A 26,474-nucleotide genomic window follows, 5' to 3' on the forward strand; every position below is an offset into this window, starting at 1 on the left:
GTCACAGCAGGTGCTTGACGCCGTCCTGCTCGCCCTGGAGTTCGGCCAGGGTCTTGTTGATGCATTCCTGCGAGAACGCGTCGATGGGCAGGCCTTCGACCAGCTTGTACTCGCCGCCTTCGCAGGTCACCGGGTAGCCGAACATGACGTCCTTGGGGATGCCGTATTCGCCGTTCGACGGCACGCCCATCGTGACCCACTTGCCGTTGGTGCCCAGGGCCCAGTCGCGCATGTGGTCGATGGCCGCGTTGGCGGCCGAGGCGGCCGACGACAGGCCGCGCGCGGCGATGATGGCCGCGCCGCGCTTGCCCACGGTCGGCAGGAAGGTGTTGGCGTTCCAGTCGTGGTCGTTGATGGCGTCCTTGACCGATTGGCCATTGACGGTGGCGAAGCGGTAGTCCGCATACATCGTCGGCGAGTGGTTGCCCCACACGGCCAGCTTCTCGATGTCACCGACCTTGACGCCCATCTTGGCGGCGATCTGGCTGGCCGCACGGTTGTGGTCCAGGCGCAGCATGGCGGTGAAGTTCTTGCGCGGCAGGTCCGGCGCGCTCTTCATCGCGATGTAGGCATTGGTGTTGGCGGGGTTGCCAACGACCAGGACGCGCACGTTGCGGGAGGCGACCGCGTTCAGGGCCTTGCCCTGGGCGGTGAAGATCTGGGCGTTGGCGGCCAGCAGGTCGGCGCGCTCCATGCCGGGACCGCGCGGACGGGCACCGACCAGCAGGGCGTAGTCGGTGTCCTTGAAGGCGGTCATGGGATCGCTGTGGGCCTCGACACCGGCCAGCAGCGGGAAGGCGCAGTCCTCGAGTTCCATGATCACGCCCTTGAGCGCGTTCTGCGCCTTCTCGTCGGGGATCTCGAGCAGCTGCAGGATGACCGGCTGGTCCTTGCCGAGCATTTCGCCCGAAGCGATGCGGAACAGCAGGGCATAACCGATCTGGCCGGCGGCGCCGGTGACGGCGACACGGACGGGACTCTTGCTCATGGCGGGACTCCTGGAACTGAGGCTGGGGATGGAACGGGGACCGGACGCGAGCCGGCGGGGCGTCACCATCGACCGCTTCAGGGGCGGCTGCACGAGGGCTGACGGGTCCGGCGGGCGTGGAGTATCTCGCAGTCTAGGGGTTGACCCTCGCACCGTCAATGATCTTATGTCTTATATAAGACATCTGTTGACATTTGGTTGCGCCGGTCTTGTGGCTTGTGCTGCAATCCCGTGCATGTCGCAGACCGCGTCCCAGTCCGTGCCCCCTTCGTCGCCCAGCAGCACGCCGTCCGCGTCTGCCGAGGTGGCGCCGGCATTCAGCCCGCTCTACCAGCAGATCAAGGCGCTGATCATGCGTGGCCTGCAGGGCGGCGAATGGAAGCCGGGCGAGGCCATCCCCAGCGAGCTGGACCTGGCCGCCCGCTTCAAGGTGAGCCAGGGCACGGTGCGCAAGGCGATCGATGAACTGGCCGCCGAGAACCTGCTGGTCCGCCGGCAGGGCAAGGGCACCTTCGTCGCGACCCACAACGAACAGAAGATCCAGTACCGTTTCCTGCGCCTGCAGCCCGAAGAGGGCGCGCCGCAGCCGATGCAGCGCGAGTTCCTCGACTGCCGCCGCCTGCGTGCCCCGGCCGACATCGTGCGTTCGCTCGACCTGCGCAGCGGCGACATGGTGGTGCAGCTGCGCCGCACGCTGTCCCAGGCCGGACGGCCGGTCGTGCTCGACGACATCTGGCTGCCGGGCAGCCTGTTCAAGGGCCTGACCGCCGAGCGCCTGACCGAGTACCGCGGCCCGCTCTACAGCCTTTTCGAATCCGAGTTCGGCGTGCGGATGATCCGCGCGGAGGAGAAGATCCGTGCCATCGCGGCCGACCGCAGCGTGGCCGCCTTGCTCGGGGTGGCGGACGGCGCACCGCTCTTGAGCGTGGAGCGCCTGTCGCTGACCTATGGCGATCGCCCGGTCGAACTGCGTCGCGGCCTCTACAACACGACGCAACATCATTACCGCAATGAATTGAGTTGAAGCTGACAGCACAGTGCGCCGCAGAGGTACAGCACGGTCGTGCTGCATTGCAATAAACTTCTTCGGTTTCTTTGACATGACAAACAGGCTCACCATGGTTGACACCTCCAAGAAGCGCCCGGTCCACCGCAACATCCACGTGTCGGACATCGTCAGCTACCGGCTTCCGCCGGCCGGCATCGTGTCCATCCTGCACCGCATCAGCGGCGCGGTGATGTTCCTGCTGATGCCGCTGGTGATCTGGCTGTTCGACACAAGCATCAGCTCGGAGGTGTCCTACGGCTCCTTCACGGCGGCCTTCACCGCCGGCATCGGCTTCGTGCCCGGCGTGCTGGTCAAGCTGGTCGTGCTGGGCCTGATCTGGGCCTACCTGCACCACTTCATCGCTGGCGTGCGCCACCTCTGGATGGACGCCACCCACAGCGTCACCAAGGAACTGGGTCACAGCTCGGCGATCGTCACGCTGGCGTCCAGCGTGGTGCTGACCGTGGCGCTCGGCGCCAAGCTGTTCGGCCTGTTCTGAGTGCCGGCGGCGATGGCCGCCGCGGGCTCCGCTCCGTTCCCGATCCCCTCCGTCCCCCGTTCGCAGAACATCAACAAGGACACTCCCCCCATGTCCCAGAACTATGGATCCAAGCGCATCGTCGTCGGTGCGCACTATGGCTTCCGCGACTGGCTTGCTCAGCGCGTCACCGCCGTGCTGATGGCCCTCTACACCGTGGTCCTGCTGCTGCAGGTGCTGCTCGGCGGCCCGCTCGGCTATGAACGCTGGGCCGGCATCTTTGCCCAGCAGTGGATGAAGTTCCTGACCTTCACGGTCATCGTCGCGCTGCTCGTTCACGCCTGGGTCGGCGTGCGCGACATCTGGATGGATTACATCAAGCCGGTCGGCATCCGCCTGACCCTGCAGGTGTTCACGATCGTGTGGCTTGTCGGCTGTGCCGGCTGGTCGATCCAAGTTCTCTGGAGACTCTGATGGCATCGGTCAACAACCTGCCGCGTCGCAAGTTCGACGTGGTCATCGTCGGCGCGGGCGGCTCGGGCATGCGCGCCTCCCTGCAACTGGCCCGTGCGGGCCTCAACGTGGCCGTGCTGTCCAAGGTCTTCCCGACCCGTTCGCACACCGTCGCGGCGCAGGGCGGCATCGGCGCCTCGCTGGGCAACATGAGCGAGGACAACTGGCACTACCACTTCTACGACACCGTCAAGGGCTCCGACTGGCTCGGCGACCAGGATGCGATCGAGTTCATGTGTCGTGAAGCGCCCAAGGTCGTCTACGAGCTTGAGCACTTCGGCATGCCGTTCGACCGCAACCCGGACGGCACGATCTACCAGCGTCCGTTCGGTGGCCACACCGCCAACTACGGCGAGAAGCCGGTCCAGCGCGCCTGCGCCGCAGCCGACCGCACCGGCCACGCGATGCTGCACACGCTGTACCAGCAGAACGTGAAGTCGCGCACCCAGTTCTTCGTCGAATGGATGGCGCTGGACATCATCCGCGACAGCGAAGGCGACGTGCTGGGCGTGACCGCGCTCGAGATGGAGACCGGCGACGTCTACATCCTCGAAGGCAAGTGCACCCTGTTCGCGACCGGTGGCGCCGGCCGCATCTACGCAGCCTCGACCAACGCCTTCATCAACACCGGCGACGGCCTGGGCATGGCCGCGCGGGCGAACATCCCGCTGCAGGACATGGAGTTCTGGCAGTTCCACCCGACCGGCGTGGCTGGCGCGGGCGTGCTGCTGACCGAAGGCTGCCGCGGCGAAGGCGCGATCCTGCGCAACAGCAACGGCGAGCGCTTCATGGAGCGCTACGCCCCGACGCTGAAGGACCTGGCGCCGCGCGACTTCGTCTCGCGCTGCATGGACCAGGAGATCAAGGAAGGTCGCGGCTGCGGTCCCAACAAGGATCACGTCGTGCTCGACATGACCCACCTGGGCGGCGAGACCATCCTCAAGCGCCTGCCCTCGGTCTACGAGATCGGCCACAACTTCGCCAACGTCGACATCACCAAGGAACCGATCCCGGTGGTGCCGACCATCCATTACCAGATGGGTGGCATCCCGACCAACATCAACGGCCAGGTGGTGGTCCCCAAGGGTGACGACTACAAGAGCATCGTCAACGGCCTGTACGCGGTGGGCGAATGCTCCTGCGTGTCGGTGCACGGCGCCAACCGCCTGGGCACCAACTCGCTGCTCGACCTGCTGGTGTTCGGCCGCGCGGCTGGCAACCACATCGTCGACGCGATCAAGAGCGCGCCGAAGTCGCACAAGGAACTGCCGAAGGACGCGGCCGACTTCTCGCTGGCCCGCCTGGCCCGCCTGGACGGCAGCAGCAACGGCGAATACGCACAGGACGTCGCCAACGACATCCGCGCGGCCATGCAGCAGCATGCCGGCGTGTTCCGCACCCAGGTGACGATGGACGAAGGCGTGGGCAAGATCAACGCGATCCGCGAGCGGGTCAAGGCGATCACGCTGAAGGACAAGTCCAAGGTCTTCAACACCGCGCGCATCGAGGCGCTGGAAGTCGACAACCTGATCGAGGCCGCGCAGGCCACCATGACGTCGGCCGCCGCCCGCCAGGAATGCCGTGGCGCGCACACCGTCAAGGACTACGAGCGTGGTGCCGAAGACGCCGAGTTCCCGCTCGGCCGCAACGACAAGGTCTGGATGAAGCACACCCTGTGGGACAGCGCCACGAATGGCCTGTCGTACAAGCCGGTCAACCTGACGCCGCTGACGGTCGAGTCGGTGCCCCCGAAGGTTCGCACCTTCTAAGCGTCACGCAGGAGAAACAACATGGCAGCACAGAAGCGCACCTTCCAGATCTACCGCTACGACCCCGACAAGGACGCCAAGCCCTACATGCAGTCCATCGAGGTCGAACTCGACGGCAACGAACGCATGCTGCTCGACGCCCTGATCAAGCTCAAGGCGGTCGATCCGACGCTGAGCTTCCGCCGTTCCTGCCGCGAAGGCGTGTGCGGTTCGGACGCGATGAACATCAACGGCAAGAACGGCCTGGCCTGCCTGACGAACATGCGTGACCTGCCCGGCACCGTGGTCCTCAAGCCGCTGCCCGGCCTGCCGGTGATCCGCGACCTGATCGTGGACATGACGCAGTTCTTCAAGCAGTACAACTCGATCAAGCCCTACCTCGTCAACGACACCATCGCGCCCGACAAGGAGCGCCTGCAGTCGCCCGAGGAGCGTGACGAGCTCAACGGCCTGTACGAGTGCATCCTGTGCGCGAGCTGCTCGACGAGCTGCCCGAGCTTCTGGTGGAACCCGGATAAGTTCGTCGGCCCGGCCGGCCTGCTGCAGGCCTACCGCTTCATCGCCGACAGCCGTGACCAGGCCACCGGCGAGCGTCTCGACAACCTCGAGGACCCGTACCGCCTGTTCCGTTGCCACACGATCATGAACTGCGTCGACGTCTGCCCGAAGGGCCTGAACCCGACCAAGGCCATCGGCAAGATCAAGGAGCTGATGGTCCGCCGTGCCGTCTGAGGCCGGTCAGACCGAAGCAAGACGCCCGATGGACACTCCCGCCAACGACCTGCTGGACGAACGGTCCCTGAGCAAGCTGCGCTGGCGCTGCCGGCGCGGTCTGCTCGAGAACGACCTGTTCATCGAGCGGTTCTTCGGGCGTCACGAGGCCACCCTGACCGTGCGGCAAGCCGCCGGCCTGGAGGCCTTGATGGATCTGGCCGACAACGATCTGCTGGACCTGCTGCTGCGCCGTCGCGACCCCGACGGTGACCTTGCGAGGCCCGAGGTGAACGAGGTCCTGGCCCAGCTGAGAGAGCCACCCGATCAGAGGTGAGCGCCGCAGCAAGGCCGAATGCATGTCCGTCCCGACAAGAAATGCCCCCGCGAGCTTGAGTTTTGAACCCCTGAGGATTTAGCCATGATGACTCCCTCCGACGTGAAGGCGACGCTATCGTTCTCCGACGGCAGTGCCGCGATGGACCTGCCGATCTACAAGGGCACGATCGGCCCGGATGTCATCGACATCCGCAAGCTGTACGCCCAGACCGGCAAGTTCACCTACGACCCGGGCTTCCTGAGCACCGCGTCGTGCAACTCGGCGATCACCTACATCGACGGCGACAAGGGCGAGCTGCTGTACCGCGGCTACCCGATCGAGCAGCTGGCCGAGAACTGCGACTTCCTCGAGACCTGCCACCTGCTGCTGTACGGCGAGCTGCCCAACGTGGCGCAGAAGTCCGACTTCGTCAGCCGCGTGACCAACCACACGATGGTCAACGAGCAGATGCAGTTCTTCCTGCGCGGCTTCCGTCGTGACGCGCACCCGATGGCGGTGATGACCGGCCTGGTGGGGGCTCTCTCGGCCTTCTATCACGACAGCACGGACATCAACAACCCGCAGCACCGCGAGATCGCGGCGATCCGCCTGATCGCCAAGATGCCCACGCTGGTGGCGATGGCGTACAAGTATTCGGCTGGCCAGCCCTACATGTACCCGAAGAACAAGCTGAGCTACACCGCGAACTTCATGCACATGATGTTCGCGACGCCCTGCGAGGACTACGAGCCCAACGACGTGCTGGTGCGTGCGCTCGACCGCATCTTCATCCTGCATGCCGACCACGAGCAGAACGCGTCGACCTCGACCGTGCGCCTGTGCGGCTCGTCGGGCACCAACCCGTTCGCGGCCATTGCCGCAGGCGTGGCCTGCCTGTGGGGCCCGTCGCACGGCGGTGCGAACGAGGCCTGCCTGAACATGCTCGGCGAGATCCAGCAGATGGGTGGCGTCGAGAAGATCGGCGAGTTCATCCGCCAGGTGAAGGACAAGAACAGCGGCGTCAAGCTGATGGGCTTCGGTCACCGGGTCTACAAGAACTACGACCCGCGCGCCAAGCTGATGCGCGAGACCTGCCATGAAGTCCTCGGCGCCCTGGGCCTCGAGAACGACCCGCTGTTCAAGCTGGCCATGGCGCTCGAGAAGATCGCGCTGGAAGACGAGTACTTCGTCGCCCGCAAGCTCTACCCGAACGTCGACTTCTACTCGGGCATCGTGCAGCGCGCCATCGGCATCCCGGTGAGCCTGTTCACCGCGATCTTCGCGCTGGCCCGCACGGTCGGCTGGATCGCCCAGCTCAACGAGATGATCGGCGACCCCGAGTACAAGATCGGCCGCCCGCGCCAGCTCTTCGCCGGCTCCGACCGCCGCGACGTCAAGCCGCTCGCCGCGCGCTGATCGACGCATCCCCTGCGGGCCGCCCGGTCCGCAGTCGACAAGGGCCGCCTCGCGCGGCCCTTGCGCGTTTCACGGCCGCGTCCTGCGGCCCCGGTGCGTGTCATGGCCGGATGAACCGCCCTGCAAGCGGCTAACCTATCGAACCCGAGACCCCTGCCGAGATGACCGAGGAGCGACCCGACATGCACAACAGCCCCGACCGCGAAGACCTGGGTGACTGGCCCAACCCGCTGGGCATGGAAGGCATCGAGTTCATCGAGTACGCGACGACCCGCCCGCAGGCGCTCGGGCAGGTGCTGGAGATGATGGGCTTCCGGCCGATCGCGCGGCACCGCTCGCGCGAGGTGCTGCTGTACCGCCAGGGCGGCATGAACATCGTCATCAACGCCCACACCAGCAGCACGCCGCGTGGCGTGCAGCCGACCGAGACGCCGGTCATCGCCGCGGTCGCGCTGCGTGTGCGCGATGCCGCCGCCGCCTACCGCCGCGCGCTCGACCGCGGTGCCTGGGCCGTGCCCACGCATGTCGAGGTGATGGAGCTGAACATCCCCGCCATCCACGGCGTGGGCACCAGCCGCATCTACTTCATCGACCGCTACCGCGAGTTCTCGATCTGGGACGTCGACTTCGTGCCCATCCCGACCGTCGAGCGCCACCCGCCGGCGCTGCAGGGCCTGCACTGGTTCGGGCTGGTGCAGTACATCGGCATCGACCGCATGGCCGACTGGTGCGAGTTCTACCGCGAGCTGTTCGGCTTCGCCGAGCTGCCCGACGAGCAGCGCTTCGGCATCCTTCCGAAGGGCCGCATCCTGCGCAGCCCGTGTGGCACCTTCTACCTGCAGCTGATCGAGCCGGAGCCGGGCATCGTCGACTTCGAGGGCAGCGAGTCGCTGCAGCGCCTCGGCCTGGGCACGCCCGACGTGCAGGCCGCCGTGGCCGCGCTGGGCACGCGCGGCGTCGAGTTCGTGGCCAGCCGCCAGGTCCATGCCGACGAGCGTGGCGCGCTGACCCGCAGCTGGCTGGGCGACGTGATGTTCGAGCTGGTCCACCACGTCGAATCCGGCCCCTCGGCCTGAGCCCGCAGGAGCGTTCCCCATGACCCAGCGCACCGGCTACATCGACGACTTCGGGATGGACACCATCTCGCTTGCCGGCCCCCTGGAGGCCAAGCTGCAGGCCATCCGCGAGGCCGGCTTCACCCAGGTCATGCTCAAGGCCAACGACATCGTGGGCCATCCCGGCGGGGTCGACGCGGCGGTCGGGCTGGTCAAGGACAGCGGGCTGCGCGTCACCGGCTTCCAGGTCCTGCGCGACTTCGAGGGCCTGGCGGGGCACCTGCACGACTACAAGGTCGACATCGCCAAGGCCATGCTCGAGATGGCCCACGCGCTCGGCGCGCCGGTGCTGCTGGCCTGTTCGTCGACCAGCCAGCACGCCAGCCAGGACATCGATGCCCTGGCCCGCGACCTGCGCAAGCTGGCGATGCTGGCGGTGCCGCTGGGCATCAAGGTGGCCTACGAAGGCCTGTCCTGGGGCCGCACCGTCAGCGAGTTCACGACCGCCTGGGAGGTGGTCTGCCGGGCCGACGCGCCCAACCTGGGCCTGGGCATCGACTCCTTCCACATCCTCGCCACCGACACCTCGCTGGACGAGCTCGACCAGCTCGACGCCGACCGCATCTTCCTGGTCCAGCTGGCCGACTTCATGTGGCAGGAGATCCGCTCGGTCGAGGAACGCATCGCGACCGCGCGACATTTCCGCGTCTTCCCCGGCGAGGGCGTGCACAGCGCCCAGGTTGCCGACCTCGTGCTGCGGCTGGACGCCATCGGCTACCGCGGCGACTACAGCTTCGAGGTCTTCAACGACGACTACCAGCAGCTCCCGCTGCCCCTGGTGGCCCAGCGCGCCCGCCGCTCGGCCCTGTGGCTTGGCGAAGAGGTGCTGCGCCGCTCCGTGCCGCTGCCAGGGCGCATGACCCTCAAGCGTTGAGGGGCCCTACATCACCGGACGCAGCGACTGCGCGCATTCCTGCAACAGCGGCAGGACGCGCGCCACCATCGCCTCGCGGTTCTCGTTCTGCATCGGCATGGTCGAGCCGATCGCGCCGCGGCAGACGCCCTTGCGGTCCTTGATCGCCACCGCGATGCCGCGCAGGCCGGGTTCGAGCTGCTGCTCGGTGACCCAGAACGAGAGCCGGCGCGCGCCCAGCACGTTGTCGCGGAACAGCGCCGCGTCGGTCTGTGTCTGCGGCCCGAAGGCGGTGAACTCGTGGGTCGCGATCCACTCGGCCAGCGCCTCGTCGGTGTAGGTCGCCAGGATGGGCACGCTCGGCGTGACCGCATGGGCCGGCACCCGCGCGCCTGGCTGGAAGCCGATCGAGATGACGCGCGGGCTGTTGCTGCGCGCCAGGTAGACGATCTCGTGGCCGTCCAGCACGCTGAAGTTGAAGGTCTCGCCGGTGGCCTGCGAGAGCCGCTGGATGAAGGGCTGCACCAGCCGGGGCAGGCGCGCCGCGCCCAGGTAGCTCTGGCCCAGCCGCAGCACCTTGGGCAGCAACCAGAAGTGCTTGCCGTCGCCGTCGGCATAGCCGAAGTGCACGAGGCTCAGCAGGTAGCGCCGGGCCGCCGTGCGGGTCATGCCGGACAGCGCGGCCGCCTCGCTGGGCGTCAGGCGTGGGTGGTCATCGTCGAAGGCCTCGATCACGCGCAGGCCCTTGCCCAGCCCGTCGATGATGTCCTTGCGGTCGATCGGCGTGTCCATCGTCGTGTCCCCCGGCATCCATGACGCCCTCGTCGGTTTGCGCTGGGTCGTGCCGGACCGGGTGGCCCGCTCAGGACTAACCCGAGAAGCGCACGATCATCGCGCCAGATGCGCGATTGTCGCGCAGATCGCATGAAACCGGCTTGTGACCGACCGGGCCGCTGCCTATCGTTCGCCCACCTTGCAGCGACCGACCATGCACATCTCCGGCACCACCCGCGTCTTCCTGATCCTGGGCGACCCCGTCGCCCAGGTGCGTGCGCCCGAGGTCTTCAACCCGTTGTTCGCCCAGGCCGGCGTCGACGCGGTGCTGGTGCCCATGCAGGTGCCGGCCGGCCAGCTCGACGCCTTCGTGCGTGGCGTCTTCCAGGCCCGCAACGTCGACGGCCTGTGGGTCACGATCCCGCACAAGACCGCGCTGCCGGGCCTGCTCGACCACTGCGACCTGAGCGGCAGCACCGCCGAGGCCGTCAACGCCGTGCGCCGCAATGCCGACGGCACGATCGAGGGCGCGTTGTTCGACGGCATCGGCTTCGTGAAGGCGCTCGACCACTTCGGCATCGGCTGCACCGGCGCACGCGTGCTGGTCGTGGGCGCGGGCGGTGCAGGCATCGCCATCGGCTGCGCGCTGGCCCAGCGCGACCTGGCCGAGCTGTCCATCCACGACGTCGATGCGGGGCGTGCCAGTGCCGCCGCCGATCGCCTGCGCAGCATCAGCACCGTGCGGGTCAGCACGCCGGCACAGGCCGATCCGGCCGGCTACGACCTGGTCATCAATGCCACGCCGCTGGGCCTGCGCGAGGGCGATCCGCTGCCCTTCGACGTGCGCCGCCTCGATGGCAGCGCCGCCGTGGTCGACATCCTCATGAAGGACGCCAGCACGCCGCTGCTGCGGGCCTGCGCGGCGCGTGGCATCACCGCCCATCCCGGCCACGAGATGCTGATCCAGCAGGTGCCGGAGTACCTGCGCTTCTTCGGCTTCGAGGCGCTGGCCCGGGCCACCCAGGCCGACCTCGAACCGGTCCGTGCGCTGATGCGCGACGACCTGCGCCGCGACCTGCCGCACGCGGCCTGAACCTGCGGCATGAACCCGCTGCCGACCCCTTTCCGTTTCACCGTCCCGACCTCAACCCGCCGGCGCCCGACGCCTTTCCCAGGAGACCCACCATGACCTTCAACCGTCGCTACCTGATCGCCGCCGCCGCGCTGTCCGCCCTCTGCGCCAGCGGCCTGGCCCAGGCCCAGAACACCATCAAGATCGCCGGCCTGTATGAGCTGTCGGGCGCCGGCGCGAGCGCCGGCACGATGTTCAAGAACGGCGTCGACCTGGCCGTCAAGGAAATCAACGCCGCCGGCGGCATCCTGGGCAAGAAGGTCGAGCACAACGTGGCCGACACCCAGAGCAACCCCGGCGTGGCCAAGGGCCTGGCCTCCAAGGCCGTGGACGACGACGTCTTCGCGGTCTTCGGTCCGGTGTTCTCGGGCTCGATCATGGTGAGCATGGCCGAGACCCAGCGTGCCGAGGTCATCAACTTCACCGGCGGCGAGGCAGCGGCGATCACCCAGAAGGGCAACCCGTACATCTTCCGCACCAGCTTCACGCAGTCGACCGCGATGCCCAAGGTCGCGCGCTACATCGCCAAGAACCTGAAGGCCAAGACGGTGGCCGTGCTGTTCGTCAACAACGACTTCGGCAAGGGCGGCCGCGATGCCATCACCAAGGCGCTCGAGGCCAACGGCGTGAAGGTCGTCGCCGACATCTCGACCGACAGCGGCCAGGTCGACTTCTCGGCCCCGGTGCTCAAGGCCAAGCAGGCCAATGCCGATGCGCTGTTCGTCTACACCAACGAAGAGGAATCGGCCCGTGCGCTGCGTGAACTGCGCAAGCAGGGCTACGACAAGCCCATCGTTGGCGAGACCACGCTGACCGGCCAGAAGGTCATCGAGCTGGCCGGCAATGCCGCCAATGGCGCGACCGCCCACGTCGGCCTGACGGTGGACGCACCCAACCCGCAGATGATCAAGTTCAAGGGCAACTTCTTCGCTGCGACCAACACCATCTCGGACCACAACGGCATCAAGGGCTACACCGGCGTGTACATCCTCAAGGCCGCGATCGAGAAGGTCGGCAAGGTCGACCGCAAGGCCGTGGCCGCCGCGCTGCATGGCCTGACCATCAAGGCCGCCAAGAACCCCGGCGTGCTCTACGACGTCGCCATCGACGCCAACGGCGACCTGGACCGCGAGAGCTTCCTGGTTGAGGTCAAGGACGGCCGCCAGGTCGTCAAGGAAGTCCTGCCGGCGCTCAACGCGTCGAAGTGATGCCCGCGTCGCCCGGGGCTGCCGTCGTGCGGCCCGTCGCGGCGACGCGTCGGTGCGAAGCACCGGCCGGCCACTGCGCGTGGCCGGCGGTGTCCGACCTCTTTCGGCAGGACAGGCTCATCGCCTGAGCCTGTCCAACCTTTCGGTGCCCCATGACCGACTTCCTCCAGCTCTTCTTCTCCGGCCTCGCGACCGGCAGCGTCTACGCGCTGGCCGCGCTCGGCTTCACGCTGCTCTGGCAGGCCAGCGGCACGATCAACTTCGCCCAGGGCGAGTTCGTCATGCTGCCCGCCTTCATGATGCTGGGCTTCCAGGCCGCTGGACTGACGCTGCTGCCGGCCTTCGTCGCGACCTGCCTGCTGGCCGTGTTCGTGCTGGGCTGGGCCTTCAAGCGTGGCATCGCCGACCCGCTGCTGCGCTTCGGGATGATGCCCATCGTCGTGGCCACCATTGGCCTGTCCATCGCGATGCGCAACGGCGTGCGGGCCGGCTACAGCGCCGAGGCGCATCCCTTCCCGAGCCTGTTCGCCGACCAGATCTTCAACATCGCCGGTGTCACCATCACCATGGCCGACATCGGCACGCTCGGCTGCGCGCTGGCGCTGGTGCTGGCGACCCAGGCCTTCCTGTCGAAGACGGTCACCGGCCGCGCGATGCAGGCCGTCGCGCAGAACACCGAGAGCGCGACCGTGCTGGGCATCAATGTCCCACGCATGATCTTCTACACCTTCGCGATCAACGCGCTGCTGGCCTGCGCCGCCGCGCTGCTGGTCGCGCCGGTGTACCTCGCGAAGTTCGACATGGGCGAGGGCCTGGGCAACAAGGCCTTCTTCGCGGCCATCATCGGCGGCTTCAACAACAGCCGTGGCGCGCTGCTGGGCGGCGTCATCGTCGGCGTGGCCGAGAACCTGGCGGCGGCCTACATCTCGCCGGCCTACAAGGACGCGGTGGCGCTGGTGCTGTTCATGATCGTCATCCTCTTCAAGCCTCAGGGACTCCTGGGCAAGAAGGAAATGCGCAAGGTTTGAGGAGCGAACGACCATGAAACCCCTCCACAAGTTCGGCCTGCTCCTCATCGTCCTGGTGATGCTGGCGGTGCCTCCGATGCTGAAGAACTACGGCATCTACCTGTTCACCTACTGGCTCGTCTTCATCATCGCGACGATGGGCCTGAACCTGACCATCGGCTATGCCGGCCAGAAGTCGCTCGGCCATGCCGCGTTCTTCGGCATCGGCGCCTACACGGTCGCGATCCTGCTGCAGCACGGCATCAGCTTCTGGATCGGCCTGCCGCTGGCGGCCATCGGCTGCTTCGGCATCGGCCTGCTGGTGGGCTTCCCGGCGCTGCGGGTGCAGACCATCTACCTGGCCTTCGCGACGCTGGGCTTCAACACCGCCGTCTGGCTGGTGATGCGCAACGAGGAATGGCTGACCGGCGGCACCTTCGGCATCAACGGCATCACGCGGCCGGCACTGTTCGGCCTGGACCTCGGCAGCAACCTCAGCTACTACTACTTCGTGCTGGGCGTGACGCTGATCCTCGGTGCGCTGCTGTTCGGCCTGCTGCGCTCGCCCTGGGGCAAGGCCTTCACCGCCCTGCGCGACAACCCGATCCGGGCCGAGAGCCTCGGCGTGAGCGTTCAGGCCTACACGCTGCTGGCCTTCGCGATCGGTGCGGTCTATGCGGGCGTCGCGGGTGCGCTGTTCGCCAGCCTGGTCGGCTTCATCGAGCCGGCGCCGTTCACGGTCGGCTCGTCGATCATGATGTACCTGATGGTCGTGCTGGGCGGCTCGGGCTACTTCTTCGGCCCGGTGCTGGGCGCGGCGGTCGGCGTGCTGTTGCCGGAATGGCTGCGCTTCGCACAGGCCTGGTATCTCTTCGTCTTCGGCTCGGCCGTGATCCTGCTGATGCTGTGGCTGCCCGATGGCCTGCTCAGCATCCCGGACCGCATCCGCGCCCGCCGTCAATCGCGCGAGGCCTCGGCCGCCCGCGCCGCATCCGCCGCTGCGGCCGCCGCAGCCGAAGGAGGTCAGTCATGAGCCCCGTTCAGGGACCGGCGCTGCTGAAGGTCAGCGGCCTGAAGAAGTCCTATGGCGCGATCCGCGCGGTCAACGGCGTCGAGTTCGAGGTCCGCCCCGGCGAGATCTTCGGCGTCATCGGTCCGAACGGCTCGGGCAAGACGACGATGTTCAACAGCGTGCTTGGCCAGATCACGCCCGATGCCGGCCGCATCGAGCTCAAGGGCCAGGACATCACCAACCTGAGCCCGCTGGAGCTGAACCGGCGCGGCGTCGGCCGCACCTTCCAGACCCTGCAGGTGTTCGGCAAGATGACCGTGCGCGACAACCTCATCGTCGCCGCGCAGGAGCACGGCGGCAGCATGTTCAGCCGCATGTTCGCGCCGTCCGATTCGGGCCTGGGTGCCAAGGCCGACGAGCTGATCGACCTGTTCCGCATCCGCCATGTCGCCGACAAGAAGGCGGGCGAACTGAGCTACGGCCAGCAGAAGCTGGTCGACATCGCGATGGCCTTCATGAGCGAGCCCGACCTGGTGCTGCTCGACGAGCCTTGCGCGGGCGTCAACCCGAGCCTGGTCGGCGGCATCAGCACGCTGCTCAAGCAGCTCAACCAGAAGCACGCAGTTGGGGAAAAGGCCTGCAGCTTCGTGGTCATCGAGCACAACATGGACTTCGTCATGGACCTGTGCCACCGCATCATGGTGATGGTCGAGGGCGAGGTCATGGCCATCGGCACGCCGGCCGAGATCCGTGGCAACAAGCAGGTGCTGGACGCCTACCTCGGGAGCTGACGGTGTCCCCTTGCTCATTTCATTCGCTGCCCCCCGCGGGGGCTCGGGCCTCCCTTGGGGCGGCCCGGCAGGAGGCCCGACATGTCTGATCATGCAATCGAGTTCAACAATGTGGTCGCCGGCTACGGCGACTTCATGATCCTCAACAACCTGACCTTCCAGGCCAAGCGCGGCGCGATCACGCTGCTGATCGGTCCGAACGGCGCGGGCAAGTCGACGGTGCTCAAGACGCTGTTCGGCCTGCTCAAGGTGCGCAGCGGCAGCATCCGGCTGGACGGCCAGGACATCACCGGCGCGAGCGCCAAGGACCTGCTGGTCCAGCACGGCATCGCCTTCGTGCCGCAGGGCCGCAACCTGTTCGGCCAGCTCAGCGTCTACGAGAACCTCGAGCTGGGCGGCATCACGCTGGGCATGAAGACCACGCACGAGCGCATCCCCGAGGTGCTCGAACGCTTCCCGCGGGTCAAGGAGCGCATCAACAGCCCGGCCGCGGCGCTGTCCGGCGGCGAGCAGAAGCAGCTTGAGGTCGGCCGTGCGCTGCTGCTGCGGCCCAAGGTCATCCTGATCGATGAACCGTCGATCGGCCTGAGCCCGCTGGTCGTGCAGGACGTCTTCAAGCTGCTGCGCCAGCTCGCCGACCAGGGCACCACCGTGCTGATGGTCGAGCAGAACGTGAAGAGCGCGTTGAAGATCTCCGACGAGGCGATCGCGCTCGAATCGGGCCGTCGCGTGCTGCAGAAGCCGGCCGACGAGCTGCTCAACGATCCGCACATCGAGCGGCTGTTCCTGGGCGGTGCCCACGCCGCCGCGCCTGCCACGGCGCCCTGAAGGCGGGCGAGGCGGCGAGGCGGCGCCTCACGCCTCCTCGTCGCCCCCCGCGTCGCCACCGCCGTTCTGCTGGTCGATCTGCTGCATGCGGTCGAGCATCTTCAGCAGGTAGTGCAGCGCGTGGCTCATGTCGTTGACCGAGAAGTCGCCCAGCACCTGCTCGTAGTAGGCATGGATCTTGGGCAGCGCCTGCTGCTGCCAGACGACATGGCCGGACTCGGTCATGCGCACGCGGCGCGAGCGCCGGTCGCGGTCATCGGGCGCACTGACGATGTGGCCGTCGCGTTCCATGCGGCCGATCAGGCCGGACAGGTTCTGGCGGCTGACCATCAGGTAGCGCGCCAGCTCGCCCACGCCCATGCCGTCGACCACCTGTGGCCGCGACAGCGCGCCCAGCACGGCCCATTGCTGCGTGGTCAGCCCTTCGGCCTCGACCGCGCGGGTGCCGGTCTTGTGCAGCAGGTTGGCGCACTGGTAGAGGCGGAAGAAGAGCCGGTTGGCCAGGTCGATGCGCGTGCTCTGGTGGTGTTCGGTCGTGGCCATGCGTGCGGGCTTGAAGGAGGGGCGGGCTGCGAATAGCCAGCATGTTGACGCAGTTTCGCGTGCACCGGGCGCCCGGCCGGCCTGCGGGCGGTGCGGGCCGGCGACGGGTCAGTCGAGGGACGCGGCCACCGGCGCGCGTCGCGGCGGTGCCAGCTGGGCCTGCGCCAGCTCGCGGAACTCGGTCGGCGTGCAGCCGGTCTGCTTCTTGAAGAAGCGGCCGAAGTAGGCCTCGTCGGCATAGCCCAGCAGCGCGGCGATCTGCTTGACGCTGAGGATGGAGTAGACGAGCTCGCGCTCGGCCTCATGCACCACCCGCGCGCTGATCACGTCCAGCGCGGACATGCCCAGCACCTCGCGGCACAGGCGCGAGAGCTGGCCCGCGCTGATGCCCAGCGGGCTGGCGTAGTCGTCCAGCGAGAGCCGCTCGCGGTAGCGTTCATCGACCATCGCGCGGAAGCGCTCGACCTGCGCGGCCTTGCGGTTGCGCGTGCCGGCCTCGCCGTCCTCGCCGCTGTGCAGGACCGCCTGGATGCGGGCGATCTGCACGAACACCGCCAGCAGCAGCGCCATGCCCGCGCTGGCCACGCCGCTGGGGTGCACGCGGGTCTCGCGGTCGAGCGCCTGGAACAGCGGCAGCAGCGCCTCGGCGTGGCGGCTCGCATCGCCGACGTCGTCGAGCAGGCCGATCGCCAGCGGCTTGCGGATCTGCGCCACCAGCGCCGGCGCGGCCACCGCGGCGATCGACTCCAGCGGACGCTGCGCGGCCGTCACCACCGGACCGTCGACCTCCGGCAACCAGTCGAAGCCGTGCACGTGCCGGCTCGGCACCACGATCAGCGCGGGTGCGCGCAGCGTGTGGCGCTCGCCGTCGATCAGCACGTCGCCGCCGCCCTGGGTCAGGTAGAGCACCTGGATCATGCCGTCGTGCACATGCGGATCGATGCGGTAGTCGTGCATCGATGAACGCTCGTGGATCTGCTCGATGTGGACCATGTCCAGCCAGGCCGGCTGGGCCTCGTGGCCATAGAGCGCGTAGTTCGGGATGCGCGAGTTCATGCGGGTTTCTCCCAGGAGTCCGTGCACGAATTGTCCGACTCTCTGCCGCGTTTGTCGATTGAGGCCGGCGCCCCTCGTTCCTACGATCCGCCCCACGCCAACAAGGAGATGTGGTGGACGCGACTTCCCCGATGCGTGGCTTGCAGGCTGGCGCCCAAGCAGCTGAGAAGCCCGAAAAGTCTGGTATCCAGGACGGTGGTCCTGACCTCGCGCGGGCCCGTCACTGGCTCGGCCTGGCGGGCCGCGTGGTGGTCGTCAGCGGCGCGGCCAGTGGCATCGGCCGGGCCATCGCGCAGGGGCTGTGCGAGGCGGGTGCCAAGGTCGCGCTGATCGACCGCGACGCCGACGGCGTGCAGGTCGCGGCCGATGCGTTGCGCGCCGCCGGTGCGGACGTGCTGGGCCTGGCCTGCGACATCGCCGACGAGGCCGGCGTGCGCGCCGCCGCCGAGCGCGTGCGCCGCGAGCTGGGCCCCGTCGAGGGCCTGGTCAACAACGCCGGCCTGCTGCGCGCCGGCCCGCTGGCCGAGGTCACGCTGGCGGACTGGAACACCGTGCTGGCGGTCAACCTGACCGGCTACCTGCTGTGCTCGCGCGAGTTCGGCGCCGACATGCGAGCGGCCGGTCGCGGCAGCATCGTGCACATCGCCAGCATCTCGGCGCTGCACCCGCAGACCCGCAGCGGCGCCTACAGCGCCAGCAAGGCCGGCGTGCTGCTGCTCAACAAGCAGCTGGCGGCCGAGTGGGGGCCGCTGGGCGTGCGCAGCAACGCGGTCTGCCCCGGAATGATCCGCACCGCGCTGTCGGCCCGCTTCTACGAGGAACCCGGCTTCGAGGCCCGTCGCGCCGCCGTCACCGCCAGCCGCCGCGTCGGCGAGCCGGTCGACATCGCCGAGCCGGCGTTGTTCCTGCTGAGCGAGCGCGCGGCCTACGTCAACGGCACCGAGCTGGTGGTCGACGGCGGGCTGGACTGCATGTTGATGGACATGGTGCCGCGCCCCGGCTTCAACGACACGCGCTGCGCGCCGGTCGAAGCCGCCAGCGCTGTGCCGGCCTCCCACTGACCTTCACGAGGAAACCCCGATGAACACGAGCAACTGCGACGTCCTGGTGATCGGCTCCGGTGCCGGCGGCCTGTCCGCGGCGGTGACCGCGCGCCAGGCCGACCTGGACGTGATCGTGGCCGAGAAGGCCCCCGTCTTCGGCGGCACCACCGCCTTCAGCGGCGGCGTGCTGTGGATCCCCGGCAACCGGCATGCCCGGGCCCAGGGCATCGTCGACAGCCAGGACGCCGCCCGGGAGTACCTGCGCCGCGAGACCGGCGCATGGTTCAACGAGGCCGCCAGCGAGCTGTTCCTCGACCATGCCGCCGAGATGGTCGACTGGTTCGAGCGCGAGACGTCGGTGAAGTTCGTGCCGACGCTCTACCCGGACTACCACCCGGACGTGCCCGGTGGCGCCGACGTCGGCCGCTCCATCCTGGCCGCGCCCTTCGACATCCGCGGCCTCGGCGCCGACATGGCGCGGCTGCGCCCGCCGCTGAAGACCATCACCTTCATCGGCATGATGTTCAACTCGTCCAATGCGGACCTGAAGCACTTCTTCCGCGCGACGAAGTCGCTGACGTCCTTCTTCTATGTGTGCAGGCGCCTGGCCACCCACCTCAAGGAACTGGCGATCTACCGGCGCGGCGTGCAGGTCACCAGCGGCAACGCGCTGGCCGCGCGGCTGGCCAAGTCCGCGCTGGACCTGGGCGTCCCGATCTGGACCGACAGCCCGGCGCGTCGCCTGATCGTCGAGGACGGTCGTGTGGTCGGCGCGGTGCTGCAGCGCGACGGCGTCGACCAGGTCGTGCGTGCGCGACATGGCGTGGTGCTGGCCTGCGGCGGCTTCCCGCACGACCGCGAGCGCATCGCCCAGGCCTATCCGCACCTGCGCCGCGGCGGCGAGCACCTGTCGCCGGTGCCGGTGGACAACACCGGCGACGGCATCCGGCTGGCCGAGACGGTGGGGGCGAAGCTGGAGATCCGCTTCCCGTCGACCTCCGCCTGGATGCCGGTCTCGAAGGTGCCCTACGCGGACGGCAGCCACGGCGTCTTCCCACACCTGCTGGACCGCTACAAGCCCGGCATCATCGGCGTGACCCGCGACGGTCGACGCTTCTGCAACGAGTCGGAGTCGTATCACGACGTCGGCGCGGCCATGATCAAGGCCTGCGAAGGCCAGGCCGAGACCGCGATGTGGCTGGTCTGCGACCAGCAGGCGCTGTCGCGCTACGGCCTGGGCCACGTCAAGCCCGCGCCGATGCCGCTGGCCGGCCCGATCCAGCGCGGCTACCTGCTGCGGGGCCGCACGCTGGAAGAACTGGCGGCGCAAGCCGGCATCGACGCCGCCGGGCTGGTGCGCACGGTGGCCGAGTACAACGAGGGCGCGCGCGAGGGCGTCGACCGCCAGTTCGGCCGTGGCACGACCCGCTTCAACCGCTACCTGGCCGATCCGGAGAACCAGCCCAACCCCTGCGTCGCGCCGATCGGGCAGGGCCCGTACTACGCGGTCAAGGTCATCATGGGCGACCTGGGCACCTTCGACGGCCTGGACACCACGCCGCAGGGCGAGGTGCTGGATGCCGAGCACCACGTCATCCCCGGCCTCTACGCGGTGGGCAACGACCGGGCCAGCATGATGGGCGGCAACTACCCGGCCGCCGGCATCACGCTGGGCCCGAACATGACCTTCGGCTGGCTGACCGCGCGGCTGATCGTGCAGCGGGCCTGCGAGTCGAATCCCGACCCGGCGCATCCGGCCGACGCGGCACAGGCTCAGTCGTCGAGCCAGCCTGCCGCAACGCCCGCCCAGGAGGCCGCGCATGCCTGAGCTGCATCCCGCCGTCCTGGCCGCGGCGGCCAAGCCGCTGGTCGACCACCGCGTCTACACCATCACCTTGCGCCGCATGGGCGAGTTCATCGAGGTCTTCGACCGCCTGGCCATGCCGGTGCTGATGGCCACGCTGGGTCATCCGCTGGGCTTCTGGACCAGCGTGGTCGGGCCGCAGAACCAGTTCGTGCACCTGTGGGGCTACGACAGCCTGGCCGACTACGAGGCGCGCTGCCGCGCCCGTGACAGCCACCCCGGTTTCCCGGCCTACCTGGCCGCCTCCGGCCACCTGATCACCGCCCAGGAGACCCGCCTGATCCGCCGCGCCGAGCTGCCGCTGTTGCAAGCCTGGATGCCGGGAGCGTCGGCATGACGGCGCAGGCGATGAACGGCCGCGTCGCCGTCGTCACCGGCGCAGCCGACGGCATCGGCTGGGCCACCGCGCAGCGCCTGGCGGCCGACCACGCCCATGTCGTCGTGCTCGACCTGCGCGCCGATGCGGCGGTCGCGCGGGCTGCCGGGCTGGGTCCCGAGCACCTCGGCCTGGGTTGCGACGTGGCGCAGGAAGCGTCGGTTGCCACGGCCGTCGCAGCGGTGCTGGCCGCCTTCGGCCGCATCGACACGCTGGTCAACAACGCCGGCATCGGCGACCAGGCCGGCGCCACCGTGGACCAGGACGTCGGCGCCTTCGACCGCGTGCTGGGCGTGCACCTGCGCGGCACCTTCCTGATGAGCCGCGACGTCGGCCGCGTGATGCTGGCGCAGGGCGGCGGCGCGATCGTCAACCTGGCCTCGATCGTGGCCTCCGCCGGCATCCCCGGCCGCAATGCCTACGGCGCGGCCAAGGCCGGCATCGTCGGCATGACGCAGGCCATGGCGGTCGAGTGGGGCCTGCACGGCGTGCGCGTCAACGCGGTCGCGCCGGGCTACGTGCGCACCGCGCTGGTCGATCGGCTGGCCGTGCAGGGTGCGCTGAAGACCGAGGCCATCGAGGCCCGCACGCCCATGGGCCGCATGGGCCGCCCTGACGAGATCGCCGAGGCGATCGCCTTCCTGGCCTCGCCGGCGGCGAGCTACGTCACCGGCACGGTGCTCAAGGTCGACGGCGGCTGGACCGCCCATGGCGGAACGATCCCGGCGGTGCCGCCGGTGGTCGGGCAGGGCGACACACGCTGAGGTCGACCGGCCGAACCCAGAACACAGAACACAAAACACAGAACACAGGAGACATCGACATGACCATCCACCTCTTCAATGGCCTCGTCTACGGCGCGCTGCTGATCGTGATGTGCTCGGGCCTGGCGCTGATCTACGGCCTGCGCCGGGTCGTCAACTTCGCCCACGGCTCGCTCTACATGCTGGGCGCCTACATCGGCTATTCGGTCGCGCTGCAAAGCAACTTCTGGGTCGCGCTGGTGGTTGCGCCGGCCGTCATGGCCGTGCTGGGCGTGGTGATCGACCGCTGGGGCTTCCGTCTGCTGCAGGACCGCGATCCGCTGTCGGTCGTGCTGGTCACCTTCGGCGGCCTGCTGGTGATCGAGGACTTCGTGCAGACCGTCTGGGGCAAGAGCAACCTGTCGGTCAGCGCACCGGCCGAGCTGGCCTTCTCGGTCGACCTGTGGGGCACGCCGGTGCCGGCCTACCGGCTGGGCGTGATCGTGGTCGGCGCGGCCGTCGCGATCGGCCTGACGCTGTGGCTGCGCTACTCGAAGGTCGGCCTGTTCGTGCGCGCGGCCAGCACCGACCCGGTGACCACCGCGATGCAGGGCGTGCACACCGACGCGCTCAGCGCGATGGTGGTTGGCCTGGGCACGGCGCTGGCCGGCCTGGCCGGCGTGGTCGCCGCGCCCTTCCTGTCGCTGTCGCCGTCGATGAGCAGCGACGTGATCATCGACAGCTTCGTGGTCGTCGTGATCGGTGGCCTGGGCAGCCTGGCCGGTGCCTTCGTGGCCGCGATGGCGCTGGGCCTGGTGCAGGCGCTCGGCGCCGTCTGGCTGCCCGATGCGTCGGTGCTGCTGCCCTTCCTGCTGATGGTGGCGATCCTGCTGTGGAAGCCGGCCGGCTTCGCGGGCAGCCGCACCTGAGTCGCGTCCGAGCCCTTCGACGCCGCCCGTCCACCCGCCCCGCGAGGACCTTCCATGACCCCCGTGCAACTCCTGCTGTCCGCCGCCGGCGCGATGGCCGTCGGTGTCGCCGTCGCCTTCGGCGTGGCCTCCGGCACCGTGCTGTCGCTGCTCACGCAGGCGACCATCTACGCGATCTTCGCCCTCGGCGTGGGCCTGCTGCTGCGCCAGAACGGCATGGTCAGCTTCGGCCACGCGCTGTACTTCGGCGCCTCGGGCTATGTCGTCGCCATCCTGCTGCAGCTCAAGGCCATGCCGGCGGAATGGGCCGTGCTGGTCGCCATCGCCGGCCTGGCCGTGCTGGCCTTCGTGGTGGGCCTGGTGATCGTGCGCGTGCCCGGCGTCGCCTTCGGCATGCTGACGCTGGCGATCGGCCAGATGGCCTACCTCACCGCCTCGCGCTCACGCGGCCTGACCGGCGGCGCGGACGGCATGTCGATCGACTGGCCGTCGACGCTGTTCGGCCTGCCGATCTCGCTCATCACCAAGCCGGCCGGGCTGCTGCTGGTCAGCTGGGGTTCGCTGGTGCTGGCCCTGCTGCTGCTCGCGCTGCTGCTGCGCTCGCGCTTCGGCGCCATCACCGAGGCGGTGCGCGACAACGAGGAGCGGGCCCGCTTCATCGGCATCCGCACGCTGCTGCCGCGTGCGGCGGTCTACGCGCTGTCGGCCGCCGTCACCGCGCTGGCCGGCGTGCTGGCGGCCCTCAACACCGGCTTCATCTCGCCCGAGTCGTTGCACTGGAGCCTGTCCGGCGTGGCCCTGATGATGGTCGTGGTCGGCGGCACCCGCGTGCTGTGGGGGCCGGCGCTGGGCGCGGCCGTCTACTTCCTGGCCAAGGACGTGCTGGGCGACCACGCGCAGCACTGGATGGCGATCTTCGGCATCGCGCTGATCGTGGTGATCGTGTTCGCGCCCGAGGGCCTGTCGGGCTACCTGCAGCGGCTGTGGACGCGCCGCCCTTCCGCGCAGGCTGTCGCGCCCGCTGCGTCGCGGACCACGCCGTCGACCGCCCCGTCGACCACCCCGGCGACAGCCCCGGCAATCACCCACTGATCCCCGCGTCCCGCAGGAGAACCCCATGACCGACTACGTGCTCCAGACCGAGGACGTCGCGATCCACTACGGCGGCGTGAAGGCGCTCGACGGCGTCGCGCTGACCCTTGAACGTGGCCAGATCCGCGGCCTGATCGGCCCCAACGGCGCGGGCAAGTCCACCGTCATCGACGCCATCACCGGCCGCCGCCGCCTGACCCGCGGCAAGGTCACGCTCGGCGGCCAGGACGTGAGCGCGCTGGGCGTGGTCGAACGCCGCCAGCGCGGCCTGTCGCGCAGCTTCCAGCGCACCAGCGTGTTCGGCCAAATGCGGGTGCGCCAGCAGGTCGAACTGGCGTCGCACCAGATGGGCGCGGACGATCCCGGTGCCGATGCCGATGACGTGCTGCAGGAGCTGTCGCTGGACCGCATGGCCGACACGCTGGCGGTCGACCTCGGCTATGGCGAGCAGCGCCGGCTGGACCTCGCGCTGGCGCTGGTCGGCCGTCCCAGCGTGTTGCTGCTGGACGAGCCGATGGCCGGCCTGTCGGTGCAGGAGTCGCTCGACCTGGCCCAGCACCTGAAGGCCCTGACGACCCGCCGCAAGGTCTCGGTGCTGCTGGTCGAACACGACATGGACGTGGTCTTCGGCATCTCCGACCAGGTCACCGTGTTCGAGCTCGGCCGCGTCATCGCGCAGGGCAGCCCGGCCCAGGTGCGGGCCGACCCCCGGGTGCGCGAGGCCTACCTCGGCAGCGCGGCCTGACGCGTCCCGAACCGCACCGACGGCCAGAACACCCGATCACGACGAGGCACCACGATGTCCACCCCCTTGCTTGAACTCGAAGGCGTCCAGTCCTACTACGGCTCGGCGCACATCCTCCACGGCCTCGACCTGCGCGTGAACGCGGGCGAGCGCGTCGCGCTGATCGGCCGCAACGGCGTGGGCAAGACCACCGTCGTCAACACCGTGCTGGGCCTGGCCGCGCTGCGCGGCGGGCGCGTCGCGCTGGCCGGCCGCGCGATGCCGAGGCCGCGAACCTACATGGCCGCGCAGCGCGGCGTCGTGGTCGTGCCGCAGGGCCGCCGCATCGTTGCCAACCTGACGGTCGAGGAGAACCTCAAGCTCGGTGCCGCCACCGGCCGCACGGGCCACTGGACGGTGCCGGAGGTCTACAAGCTCTTCCCCATCCTGCAGGAGCGCGCCCACACGCCCGGCACCGCCCTGTCCGGTGGCCAGCAGCAGATGCTGGCGGTCGGTCGCGCGCTGATGGCCAACCCGTCGCTGATCCTGCTGGACGAGCCCACCGAGGGCCTTGCGCCGGTGATCGTCGACCAGCTCGGCGTGATCTTCAACGAGGTCGCGCGCCAGGGCACCGCACTGCTGCTCATCGAGCAGAACATGACCCTGGTCGCGCGCGTCGCCGAACGCTATTGCGCGATGGCCAAGGGCTCGGTCGTCGCCCAGGGCGTGGTCGCGCAGACCAGCCTCGACGAGCTGCACGCTCACGTGATGGTCTGAGGACCTCGCGTCGCCGACACAGGCAGCGCAAACCCCTTTTTCCACCGGCCGCAGGCCGATACAGCCCCACCGGCCGCAGGCCGACACAGCCCCACCCGGCCGCAGGCCGACACAGCCCGACCGGGCGCATTCCAAGGAGACCGTCGATGACCCCGAACTTCACCCGCCGCAGCGTGGCCCTGGCCGCCCTGTTCGCAACCATCCTCGCCATGCCCGCGGCCGTCCTGGCCCAGGCCAAGGACCCGGTCCGCGTCGGCCTGGTCAGCTCCAAGTCGGGCGTGTTCGCCCAGCAGGGCGAGGAGGTCATCCGCGCCGTCAGGTTCGCGATCGACGAGGCGAACGCCAAGGGCGGCGTCGACGGCCGCAAGGTCGAGGTCGCCGAGGCCGACGACGAGGGCACGCCCGATGCCGGCCGCCGCGTCGCCGAGAAGCTGGCGCGCGACGGCTACAACCTGCTGATCGGCGCGATCCCGTCGTCGATCTCGCTGGCCCTGGCGCCGAACCTCGAACGCTGGGACGCGGCCTACTTCGTCGTCGCCAGCAAGAGCGACAAGATCACCGGCGACACCTGCAAGCCGCGTGTCTTCCGCACCAACCACTCGGACGCGATGGACATCGCCATGATCAGCGAGTGGGCCAAGGGCTTCAAGGAGAAGACCTATGCCTCGCTGGCGGCCGACTACGTCTGGGGCCGCGACTCGGCCGAGTCCTTCGCCAAGGCCGTCAAGGCGCAGGGCAAGGACGTCAAGCTGCAGCTCTACGCACCGCTGGGCACCAAGGACTTCTCGCCCTTCATCGCCCAGCTCAAGGAGGCCAAGGTCGACGCGATCTGGGTCGCCGAGACCGGCCGCGACGCGATCGCCTTCGTCAAGCAGGCGCAGGAGTTCGGCCTGATCCCGCAGACCCGGCTGGTGGGTCACTCGCTGATCCTGAACTTCATGATCAACGCGACCGACAAGTCGCTCGAAGGCACGCCCGGCACCACCGGCTACACGCCCGACATCGACAACGCCCGCAACAAGGCGTTCGTGGCTGCCTGGAAGGCCAGGTTCAACCGCCTGCCGACCGACAACGAGGGCCAGGCCTACAACGGCGCACAGGTCATGTTCGAGGGCGTGAGGCTCGCGAAGAGCGCCAAGCCGGCCGACGTGAGCAAGGCCCTGAGCGGGGCGATGATCGACTCGATCTACGGCAACGTGCAGATGCGTGCGGCCGACAACCAGTTGATGCTGCCGAACTTCGTCGGCCGCGCCAAGGTCGTCGACGGCCAGCTGCGTCCGGTGATCGAGCAGACCTTCGCCGCCAGCTCGATGCCCGGCCCGTCGCCGCTGTGCAAGATGTGACCGGCACGGCATGAACGGGGTG

At 68.8% G+C, this 26,474-nt stretch carries 28 protein-coding genes; 24 read left to right on the forward strand and 4 right to left on the reverse strand.

Annotated features, from left to right (window positions below; all coding sequences use genetic code 11):
- Window position 1 precedes the first annotated feature (1 nt).
- Window positions 2–988 carry a malate dehydrogenase gene (locus tag Q8X39_RS00790; RefSeq protein ID WP_305747725.1) on the reverse strand — a complete coding sequence of 329 codons (987 nt, stop codon included), beginning with the start codon at window positions 986–988 and terminating at the stop codon, window positions 2–4.
- 235 nt (window positions 989–1,223) lie between these two features.
- Here Q8X39_RS00790 and Q8X39_RS00795 point away from each other — a divergent pair, with 235 nt between their 5' ends.
- The 9 genes from Q8X39_RS00795 to Q8X39_RS00835 all read left to right on the forward strand — a co-directional run bounded on the left by Q8X39_RS00795 (window position 1,224) and on the right by Q8X39_RS00835 (window position 9,231).
- A complete protein-coding gene (locus tag Q8X39_RS00795; protein ID WP_305747726.1) occupies window positions 1,224–2,012 on the forward strand; it encodes a GntR family transcriptional regulator in 789 nt (262 codons plus the stop codon).
- Between the two features lie 94 nt (window positions 2,013–2,106).
- On the forward strand, window positions 2,107–2,535 hold the full coding sequence (gene sdhC / locus Q8X39_RS00800) for a succinate dehydrogenase, cytochrome b556 subunit (protein ID WP_305747727.1): 429 nt from the start codon (window positions 2,107–2,109) through the stop codon (window positions 2,533–2,535).
- Window positions 2,536–2,625: 90 nt separating this feature from the next.
- Window positions 2,626–2,988, forward strand: a complete 363-nt coding sequence (gene sdhD, locus Q8X39_RS00805) for a succinate dehydrogenase, hydrophobic membrane anchor protein (RefSeq protein ID WP_305747728.1) — start codon at window positions 2,626–2,628, stop codon at window positions 2,986–2,988.
- On the forward strand, window positions 2,988–4,796 hold the full coding sequence (gene sdhA / locus Q8X39_RS00810; RefSeq protein ID WP_305747729.1) for a succinate dehydrogenase flavoprotein subunit: 1,809 nt from the start codon (window positions 2,988–2,990) through the stop codon (window positions 4,794–4,796). The genes sdhD and sdhA overlap by 1 nt, the downstream gene beginning before the upstream one ends.
- A 21-nt stretch (window positions 4,797–4,817) precedes the next feature.
- The gene (locus tag Q8X39_RS00815) at window positions 4,818–5,528 is read left to right on the forward strand and encodes a succinate dehydrogenase iron-sulfur subunit (RefSeq protein ID WP_305747730.1); all 711 of its coding nucleotides are present in this window, start codon (window positions 4,818–4,820) and stop codon (window positions 5,526–5,528) included.
- A gap of 28 nt (window positions 5,529–5,556) precedes the next feature.
- Window positions 5,557–5,844 carry an FAD assembly factor SdhE gene (locus tag Q8X39_RS00820; protein ID WP_305747731.1) on the forward strand — a complete coding sequence of 96 codons (288 nt, stop codon included), beginning with the start codon at window positions 5,557–5,559 and terminating at the stop codon, window positions 5,842–5,844.
- An 87-nt stretch (window positions 5,845–5,931) separates the two neighbouring features.
- Entirely contained in the window at window positions 5,932–7,242 is a 1,311-nt protein-coding gene (gene gltA / locus Q8X39_RS00825) for a citrate synthase (RefSeq protein WP_305748246.1), read from the forward strand.
- A gap of 182 nt (window positions 7,243–7,424) precedes the next feature.
- Window positions 7,425–8,318 carry a VOC family protein gene (locus Q8X39_RS00830; protein WP_305747732.1) on the forward strand — a complete coding sequence of 298 codons (894 nt, stop codon included), beginning with the start codon at window positions 7,425–7,427 and terminating at the stop codon, window positions 8,316–8,318.
- A 19-nt stretch (window positions 8,319–8,337) separates the two neighbouring features.
- Window positions 8,338–9,231 carry a sugar phosphate isomerase/epimerase family protein gene (locus Q8X39_RS00835; protein ID WP_305747733.1) on the forward strand — a complete coding sequence of 298 codons (894 nt, stop codon included), beginning with the start codon at window positions 8,338–8,340 and terminating at the stop codon, window positions 9,229–9,231.
- A gap of 6 nt (window positions 9,232–9,237) precedes the next feature.
- Here Q8X39_RS00835 and Q8X39_RS00840 read toward each other — a convergent pair whose 3' ends face one another.
- Window positions 9,238–10,002, reverse strand: a complete 765-nt coding sequence (locus tag Q8X39_RS00840; protein WP_305747734.1) for an IclR family transcriptional regulator domain-containing protein — start codon at window positions 10,000–10,002, stop codon at window positions 9,238–9,240.
- A 196-nt stretch (window positions 10,003–10,198) separates the two neighbouring features.
- On the opposite strand from Q8X39_RS00840, the gene Q8X39_RS00845 reads away from it, so the two are divergent.
- The 6 genes from Q8X39_RS00845 to Q8X39_RS00870 all read left to right on the forward strand — a co-directional run bounded on the left by Q8X39_RS00845 (window position 10,199) and on the right by Q8X39_RS00870 (window position 15,962).
- Window positions 10,199–11,077, forward strand: a complete 879-nt coding sequence (locus tag Q8X39_RS00845) for a shikimate dehydrogenase family protein (RefSeq protein ID WP_305747735.1) — start codon at window positions 10,199–10,201, stop codon at window positions 11,075–11,077.
- A gap of 92 nt (window positions 11,078–11,169) precedes the next feature.
- The gene (locus tag Q8X39_RS00850) at window positions 11,170–12,324 is read left to right on the forward strand and encodes an ABC transporter substrate-binding protein (protein WP_305747736.1); all 1,155 of its coding nucleotides are present in this window, start codon (window positions 11,170–11,172) and stop codon (window positions 12,322–12,324) included.
- A 152-nt stretch (window positions 12,325–12,476) separates the two neighbouring features.
- Window positions 12,477–13,352: a branched-chain amino acid ABC transporter permease gene (locus tag Q8X39_RS00855; RefSeq protein ID WP_305747737.1), complete on the forward strand. Its 876-nt coding sequence runs from the start codon at window positions 12,477–12,479 to the stop codon at window positions 13,350–13,352.
- Between the two features lie 13 nt (window positions 13,353–13,365).
- Window positions 13,366–14,364: a branched-chain amino acid ABC transporter permease gene (locus Q8X39_RS00860; protein WP_305747738.1), complete on the forward strand. Its 999-nt coding sequence runs from the start codon at window positions 13,366–13,368 to the stop codon at window positions 14,362–14,364.
- Window positions 14,361–15,134, forward strand: a complete 774-nt coding sequence (locus Q8X39_RS00865) for an ABC transporter ATP-binding protein (protein WP_305747739.1) — start codon at window positions 14,361–14,363, stop codon at window positions 15,132–15,134. The genes Q8X39_RS00860 and Q8X39_RS00865 overlap by 4 nt, the downstream gene beginning before the upstream one ends.
- An 81-nt stretch (window positions 15,135–15,215) precedes the next feature.
- Window positions 15,216–15,962: an ABC transporter ATP-binding protein gene (locus Q8X39_RS00870; protein WP_305747740.1), complete on the forward strand. Its 747-nt coding sequence runs from the start codon at window positions 15,216–15,218 to the stop codon at window positions 15,960–15,962.
- 27 nt (window positions 15,963–15,989) lie between these two features.
- Here Q8X39_RS00870 and Q8X39_RS00875 read toward each other — a convergent pair whose 3' ends face one another.
- Together Q8X39_RS00875 and Q8X39_RS00880 are read right to left on the reverse strand one after the other, a co-directional pair.
- Window positions 15,990–16,505 carry a MarR family winged helix-turn-helix transcriptional regulator gene (locus Q8X39_RS00875; RefSeq protein ID WP_305747741.1) on the reverse strand — a complete coding sequence of 172 codons (516 nt, stop codon included), beginning with the start codon at window positions 16,503–16,505 and terminating at the stop codon, window positions 15,990–15,992.
- Between the two features lie 108 nt (window positions 16,506–16,613).
- Entirely contained in the window at window positions 16,614–17,561 is a 948-nt protein-coding gene (locus Q8X39_RS00880) for a helix-turn-helix domain-containing protein (protein WP_305747742.1), read from the reverse strand.
- Window positions 17,562–17,674: 113 nt separating this feature from the next.
- On the opposite strand from Q8X39_RS00880, the gene Q8X39_RS00885 reads away from it, so the two are divergent.
- From Q8X39_RS00885 to Q8X39_RS00925, 9 genes are all read left to right on the forward strand, one after another.
- Window positions 17,675–18,622 (forward strand): SDR family NAD(P)-dependent oxidoreductase, encoded by a 948-nt coding sequence (locus Q8X39_RS00885; RefSeq protein ID WP_305747743.1) that lies wholly within the window; start codon window positions 17,675–17,677, stop codon window positions 18,620–18,622.
- Window positions 18,623–18,641: 19 nt separating this feature from the next.
- Complete coding sequence (locus Q8X39_RS00890) at window positions 18,642–20,432, forward strand: FAD-dependent oxidoreductase (protein WP_305747744.1); 1,791 nt, start codon at window positions 18,642–18,644, stop codon at window positions 20,430–20,432.
- Complete coding sequence (locus Q8X39_RS00895) at window positions 20,425–20,805, forward strand: NIPSNAP family protein (RefSeq protein WP_305747745.1); 381 nt, start codon at window positions 20,425–20,427, stop codon at window positions 20,803–20,805. Before Q8X39_RS00890 ends, Q8X39_RS00895 begins: the two co-directional genes overlap by 8 nt.
- Window positions 20,802–21,608 carry an SDR family NAD(P)-dependent oxidoreductase gene (locus Q8X39_RS00900; protein ID WP_305747746.1) on the forward strand — a complete coding sequence of 269 codons (807 nt, stop codon included), beginning with the start codon at window positions 20,802–20,804 and terminating at the stop codon, window positions 21,606–21,608. Before Q8X39_RS00895 ends, Q8X39_RS00900 begins: the two co-directional genes overlap by 4 nt.
- 59 nt (window positions 21,609–21,667) lie before the next feature.
- Window positions 21,668–22,516, forward strand: a complete 849-nt coding sequence (locus Q8X39_RS00905) for a branched-chain amino acid ABC transporter permease (RefSeq protein ID WP_305747747.1) — start codon at window positions 21,668–21,670, stop codon at window positions 22,514–22,516.
- A 54-nt stretch (window positions 22,517–22,570) separates the two neighbouring features.
- Window positions 22,571–23,608 (forward strand): branched-chain amino acid ABC transporter permease, encoded by a 1,038-nt coding sequence (locus Q8X39_RS00910; protein ID WP_305747748.1) that lies wholly within the window; start codon window positions 22,571–22,573, stop codon window positions 23,606–23,608.
- A 25-nt stretch (window positions 23,609–23,633) separates the two neighbouring features.
- On the forward strand, window positions 23,634–24,353 hold the full coding sequence (locus Q8X39_RS00915; protein ID WP_305747749.1) for an ABC transporter ATP-binding protein: 720 nt from the start codon (window positions 23,634–23,636) through the stop codon (window positions 24,351–24,353).
- A 54-nt stretch (window positions 24,354–24,407) separates the two neighbouring features.
- Complete coding sequence (locus Q8X39_RS00920) at window positions 24,408–25,109, forward strand: ABC transporter ATP-binding protein (protein WP_305747750.1); 702 nt, start codon at window positions 24,408–24,410, stop codon at window positions 25,107–25,109.
- A 146-nt stretch (window positions 25,110–25,255) separates the two neighbouring features.
- Entirely contained in the window at window positions 25,256–26,452 is a 1,197-nt protein-coding gene (locus Q8X39_RS00925) for an ABC transporter substrate-binding protein (protein ID WP_305747751.1), read from the forward strand.
- Window positions 26,453–26,474 lie beyond the last annotated feature (22 nt).

The organism is Leptothrix discophora (genome assembly GCF_030705305.1).
GTDB classification, from domain to species: Bacteria; Pseudomonadota; Gammaproteobacteria; order Burkholderiales; family Burkholderiaceae_C; genus Sphaerotilus; species Sphaerotilus discophorus.

Bases quoted from the DNA above. Each gene is read 5' to 3' on its own strand.
- Q8X39_RS00790 (WP_305747725.1), bottom strand. From the start codon at position 988: ATGAGCAAGAGTCCCGTCCGTGTCGCCGTCACCGGCGCCGCCGGCCAG.
- Q8X39_RS00795 (WP_305747726.1), top strand. From the start codon at position 1,224: ATGTCGCAGACCGCGTCCCAGTCCGTGCCCCCTTCGTCGCCCAGCAGC.
- sdhC (WP_305747727.1), top strand. From the start codon at position 2,107: ATGGTTGACACCTCCAAGAAGCGCCCGGTCCACCGCAACATCCACGTG.
- sdhD (WP_305747728.1), top strand. From the start codon at position 2,626: ATGTCCCAGAACTATGGATCCAAGCGCATCGTCGTCGGTGCGCACTAT.
- sdhA (WP_305747729.1), top strand. From the start codon at position 2,988: ATGGCATCGGTCAACAACCTGCCGCGTCGCAAGTTCGACGTGGTCATC.
- Q8X39_RS00815 (WP_305747730.1), top strand. From the start codon at position 4,818: ATGGCAGCACAGAAGCGCACCTTCCAGATCTACCGCTACGACCCCGAC.
- Q8X39_RS00820 (WP_305747731.1), top strand. From the start codon at position 5,557: ATGGACACTCCCGCCAACGACCTGCTGGACGAACGGTCCCTGAGCAAG.
- gltA (WP_305748246.1), top strand. From the start codon at position 5,932: ATGACTCCCTCCGACGTGAAGGCGACGCTATCGTTCTCCGACGGCAGT.
- Q8X39_RS00830 (WP_305747732.1), top strand. From the start codon at position 7,425: ATGCACAACAGCCCCGACCGCGAAGACCTGGGTGACTGGCCCAACCCG.
- Q8X39_RS00835 (WP_305747733.1), top strand. From the start codon at position 8,338: ATGACCCAGCGCACCGGCTACATCGACGACTTCGGGATGGACACCATC.
- Q8X39_RS00840 (WP_305747734.1), bottom strand. From the start codon at position 10,002: ATGGACACGCCGATCGACCGCAAGGACATCATCGACGGGCTGGGCAAG.
- Q8X39_RS00845 (WP_305747735.1), top strand. From the start codon at position 10,199: ATGCACATCTCCGGCACCACCCGCGTCTTCCTGATCCTGGGCGACCCC.
- Q8X39_RS00850 (WP_305747736.1), top strand. From the start codon at position 11,170: ATGACCTTCAACCGTCGCTACCTGATCGCCGCCGCCGCGCTGTCCGCC.
- Q8X39_RS00855 (WP_305747737.1), top strand. From the start codon at position 12,477: ATGACCGACTTCCTCCAGCTCTTCTTCTCCGGCCTCGCGACCGGCAGC.
- Q8X39_RS00860 (WP_305747738.1), top strand. From the start codon at position 13,366: ATGAAACCCCTCCACAAGTTCGGCCTGCTCCTCATCGTCCTGGTGATG.
- Q8X39_RS00865 (WP_305747739.1), top strand. From the start codon at position 14,361: ATGAGCCCCGTTCAGGGACCGGCGCTGCTGAAGGTCAGCGGCCTGAAG.
- Q8X39_RS00870 (WP_305747740.1), top strand. From the start codon at position 15,216: ATGTCTGATCATGCAATCGAGTTCAACAATGTGGTCGCCGGCTACGGC.
- Q8X39_RS00875 (WP_305747741.1), bottom strand. From the start codon at position 16,505: ATGGCCACGACCGAACACCACCAGAGCACGCGCATCGACCTGGCCAAC.
- Q8X39_RS00880 (WP_305747742.1), bottom strand. From the start codon at position 17,561: ATGAACTCGCGCATCCCGAACTACGCGCTCTATGGCCACGAGGCCCAG.
- Q8X39_RS00890 (WP_305747744.1), top strand. From the start codon at position 18,642: ATGAACACGAGCAACTGCGACGTCCTGGTGATCGGCTCCGGTGCCGGC.
- Q8X39_RS00895 (WP_305747745.1), top strand. From the start codon at position 20,425: ATGCCTGAGCTGCATCCCGCCGTCCTGGCCGCGGCGGCCAAGCCGCTG.
- Q8X39_RS00900 (WP_305747746.1), top strand. From the start codon at position 20,802: ATGACGGCGCAGGCGATGAACGGCCGCGTCGCCGTCGTCACCGGCGCA.
- Q8X39_RS00905 (WP_305747747.1), top strand. From the start codon at position 21,668: ATGACCATCCACCTCTTCAATGGCCTCGTCTACGGCGCGCTGCTGATC.
- Q8X39_RS00910 (WP_305747748.1), top strand. From the start codon at position 22,571: ATGACCCCCGTGCAACTCCTGCTGTCCGCCGCCGGCGCGATGGCCGTC.
- Q8X39_RS00915 (WP_305747749.1), top strand. From the start codon at position 23,634: ATGACCGACTACGTGCTCCAGACCGAGGACGTCGCGATCCACTACGGC.
- Q8X39_RS00920 (WP_305747750.1), top strand. From the start codon at position 24,408: ATGTCCACCCCCTTGCTTGAACTCGAAGGCGTCCAGTCCTACTACGGC.
- Q8X39_RS00925 (WP_305747751.1), top strand. From the start codon at position 25,256: ATGACCCCGAACTTCACCCGCCGCAGCGTGGCCCTGGCCGCCCTGTTC.